Consider the following 3,731-nt stretch of genomic DNA (forward strand, 5'->3'; position numbering starts at 1 on the left):
GTCATCCGCTCGCGTGTCGAGCATGTCTTTGCCGATCAGAAGTCACAGACGGGGCTGTTTGTCCGGACTGTCGGTATCACCCGAGCCACTATGAGGATCGGCCTGGCCAATATCGTCTACAACATGCGCCGCTTCCTCTTCCTGCAGCGGATCAGCGCCACAGCGTAGCTATCAAGCGGATAACAGCGCCCAATCTGCTCAAAACGCAGACCGGATGCCAGCGCAAAAACCGTCAATCAAATCGCCAAAAGCCAGAAATCACGGGCCACGCACATCAATTGACGGTTCTTCGATCCCTCCAGATGATCTGAACTTTCCACAAGAGGGAACAGGCGACCAATCATCGTTGCTTCATGTTGCCGGGAATTATGTGCAGTTAAAATGCTCCGCTTGGCTAATATCCAGAATGGATCTTCAAGCATTTTAAATAATTTACACTTCAGAAAATTCACCTTCGAGCGATTATAAATCTTCTTTTCAGGAGATTCACATATATGACTTGCCAATTCTATTGCTGTAATTGGAGAAATACGTATATCTACTTTTTCTGAAAGACTCTCAAGAGTTCCCCATCCTGTTCCTCTGACAAAAGAAGCGTCAACTATAAACATCCAATCAATCCCATCATCTCTCGATTTTAACACGCTGCTGGTTTTGTATCTTGATCAATGCCCTATAGGGGGCAACAGAGTAAGCTGCATGTCGGTCATGCCCGGCTGACCAATTCGTCCAGCGCGCGGATGATCGCATCCTGTTCCCGTTCAGGGAGAATGCCCAGAACTGTGCCAAGCCGCTCAACGGGAACGGTCGCCAGATCAAGCGGATTAGCGAACACATCCTCACCCTCGACGCGAAGGTGCGGCGTCAGGGGATGGTCTGGCGGCTTACCGGCAGATCGCCGCACGAGCGGCATGACCACGCGACCCACACTGCGCTCCAGTCGAGTGCTCTGAATCTGCACGACGAAGGGGATGTCCCGATTGCGGCCGGGGTTCCGGTAGATGGCGAATTGCGGCATCGGCTCAGAGCGTCGAAAATTCGTCGCTCAGGAAGCCGTGCCGCGCATGCAGTTCGTTCACTGCGTCGATCACGCCATCCAGTTGCCGTTGCTCGTCTTCGCGTTTCTCACGTGCGGCATGGAGATAATCACCCAGCAGGGTCTCGACGGTCGCAGAGAGGTTCGGCGTGACCTGACGAACCTGAGCCAGCAGATCGGCGTTGAGCGACAGATTGACAGGCCGTCGCGGGGCAGCCCGATCGTAGTGCGTGGTACGGGTGACGGTGCCATCCATGTTTCGACTCCTTATACGCATGCCATGCGCATGACTAGATCATGTGGAGGGGCACCGCATGGTGCAAGTATTTTTTCGCTCCTGACCGACCGGGTGCGATCGGGGCAACAATGCGCTTGCGTCCTTTGAAATGACGGCTGTCCGCTGTTTCTCCGATGGATCGGAGTGAGAAGATGGAGCAGCCCGGAACACGTATTCAATGGGGACAGGTCGCGCTGGTCCTGTCCATGATCGTCCTGTCCTGGTGGGCCGCGACCGAATGGACGGCATGGGAACTCGCTTTCCAGCCTGAACTCGGTCGGCCCTGGTTCGTGCTGTTCCATCGCTGGCCGGTCTATGCGCCGCCGCTGTTCTTCTGGTGGTGGTATGTCTTTGATGCCTATGCCCCGAACGTCTTCGCACGCGGGGCCTGGATCGCAGGCTCAGGCGGCGTGCTGGCCTTCGCCGCTGCCGTGGCCCTGTCCGTCCATCGCGCCCGCGAGGCAAAGAAGATCGAGACCTATGGATCGGCGCGCTGGGCAGGGCCGGATGAAATCGCCCAGGCCGGGCTGCTTGACCCGGATGGGGTGGTGCTTGGCCGGTATGGCAAGGCCTACCTGCGGCATGACGGGCCGGAGCATGTCCTGACGTTCGCACCGACCCGCAGCGGCAAGGGTGTCGGCATGGTCATTCCTACGCTTCTGACCTGGCCGGGTTCCGCCATCGTCCACGACATCAAGGGCGAGAACTGGGAACTGACGGCGGGATTCCGCGCCCGTTTCGGGCGCGTCGTGCTGTTCGATCCCACCAATGCAACCTCTGCTGCCTACAACCCATTACTGGAAATCCGGCGTGGAGAGTGGGAAGTCCGCGATGCCCAGAACGTCGCCGACATCCTCGTGGATCCGGAAGGCAGTCTGGAGAAGCGCAACCACTGGGAGAAGACCTCGCACTCCCTGCTGGTCGGTGCCATCCTGCATGTCCTCTATGCCGAGCCCGACAAGACCCTGGCCGGTGTCGCCAATTTCCTGTCGGACCCGAAGCGCCCGATTGCCACAACGCTGTCGGCGATGATGCGGACGAAGCATCTCGGCGATGCCGGCGCGCATCCCGTCGTGGCCTCGGCTGCGCGTGAACTGCTGAACAAGTCTCCCAACGAGCGGTCGGGTGTGCTGTCCACCGCCATGTCCTTCCTTGGCCTCTATCGCGATCCCGTGGTTGCGGAGATGACGCGGCGCTGCGAATGGCGGATATCCGACATCGTTGATGGTGATCGCCCGGTGACGCTCTATCTGACCGTGCCGCCGTCGGACATCAGCCGGACCAAGCCGCTGATCCGTCTGGTCCTGAACCAGATCGGGCGACGCCTGACGGAAGATCTTGATGCGGCGGCACAGCGGCGGCGGCTCCTGCTGATGCTCGATGAATTCCCCGCCCTCGGGCGACTGGATTTCTTTGAATCGGCGTTGGCCTTCATGGCGGGCTACCGGATCAAAAGCTTCCTGATCGCCCAGTCCCTCAACCAGATCGAGCGGGCTTATGGCCCAAACAATTCGATCCTCGACAACTGTCATGTCCGGGTAAGCTTCGCCACCAACGATGAGCGGACCGCGAAACGTGTCTCGGACGCGCTTGGGACCGCCACCGAGATGAAGGCGATGAAGAACTATGCCGGCCACAGGCTTTCGCCCTGGCTCGGCCATCTGATGGTCTCGCGCTCGGAAACCGCCCGCCCGCTGCTGACGGCAGGCGAGATCATGCAACTCCCGCCGGCGGACGAGATCGTCATGGTCTCCGGTCTTTATCCGATCCGGGCGAAGAAGGCCCGTTATTTCGAGGATGACCGCTTCCGCGAGCGTGTCCTTCCACCGCCAAAGCCCACACGTCCCAAGGACGGTTGCCCGGATGACTGGAGTAACCAGCCCTTGCCACCCCGGCCGCCGGTTCCGGATGCGGGAGCAGAGGCGGTAGCCATGGAGGATGACGAGGAAGACCCGAAGCAGTCCACCCGGCGTCGGCAGCCGGAACTGGGTGAGGGAACAGTCGAGAAGAAGGAGCCGATGGAAAATGAATTCGCACCCGATCCGACCGATGAATTCGACGACCTCGCACCCCGTAATAACCGGATGAACGATCTCATGCGGGGCGTGGCCCGGCAGGCGTCACTCGACCGTGGCGACGAGCTGGAACTGTGAGGCAGCTATGACGATGGCAAAAAAGAAAGCCCAGATCTCCGTATATCTTGAGCCGGAGGTCATGAAGACCCTCTCTGCCTATGCTGCGCGACGCGCGCAGCCGATGTCCCTGATCGTGGAGGCCGCTGTCGCTTCCTTCCTCTCGCCCGACGGGGAGGAGCGCCGCGAGGCGGCGACATCGAAACGTCTCGACCGGCAGGACCGGCGTCTTGCGCGGCTGGAGCGTGATATTGGCATCACGGTGGAGACCCTGGCGCTGTTCATC

Annotated in this window: 4 protein-coding genes and 2 pseudogenes; 3 read left to right on the plus strand and 3 right to left on the minus strand. The window is 59.7% G+C overall.

The annotated features are described in order from the left end of the window. A pseudogene (locus ABF824_RS15965) lies at positions 1-168 on the plus strand (IS5/IS1182 family transposase); the annotation flags it as partial. A gap of 68 nt (positions 169-236) precedes the next feature. On the opposite strand, the gene ABF824_RS15970 reads toward ABF824_RS15965, so the two are convergent. The 3 genes from ABF824_RS15970 to ABF824_RS15980 all read right to left on the minus strand — a co-directional run bounded on the left by ABF824_RS15970 (position 237) and on the right by ABF824_RS15980 (position 1,292). Beyond that, positions 237-611 (minus strand): hypothetical protein, encoded by a 375-nt coding sequence (locus tag ABF824_RS15970; protein WP_415489948.1) that lies wholly within the window; start codon positions 609-611, stop codon positions 237-239. Positions 612-706: 95 nt separating this feature from the next. Then, positions 707-1,018, minus strand: a complete 312-nt coding sequence (locus ABF824_RS15975; protein ID WP_415489949.1) for a CcdB family protein — start codon at positions 1,016-1,018, stop codon at positions 707-709. Between the two features lie 4 nt (positions 1,019-1,022). Continuing rightward, positions 1,023-1,292, minus strand: a complete 270-nt coding sequence (locus tag ABF824_RS15980; RefSeq protein WP_415489950.1) for a type II toxin-antitoxin system CcdA family antitoxin — start codon at positions 1,290-1,292, stop codon at positions 1,023-1,025. Positions 1,293-1,465: 173 nt separating this feature from the next. Here ABF824_RS15980 and ABF824_RS15985 point away from each other — a divergent pair, with 173 nt between their 5' ends. Next, positions 1,466-3,466, plus strand: a complete 2,001-nt coding sequence (locus ABF824_RS15985) for a conjugal transfer protein TraG (protein WP_415489951.1) — start codon at positions 1,466-1,468, stop codon at positions 3,464-3,466. Positions 3,467-3,473: 7 nt separating this feature from the next. Continuing rightward, positions 3,474-3,731 (plus strand): annotated as a pseudogene (locus ABF824_RS15990) (CopG family transcriptional regulator); the annotation flags it as partial.

Source organism: Acetobacter sp. (assembly GCF_047721705.1).
Classification (GTDB): Bacteria; Pseudomonadota; Alphaproteobacteria; order Acetobacterales; family Acetobacteraceae; genus Acetobacter.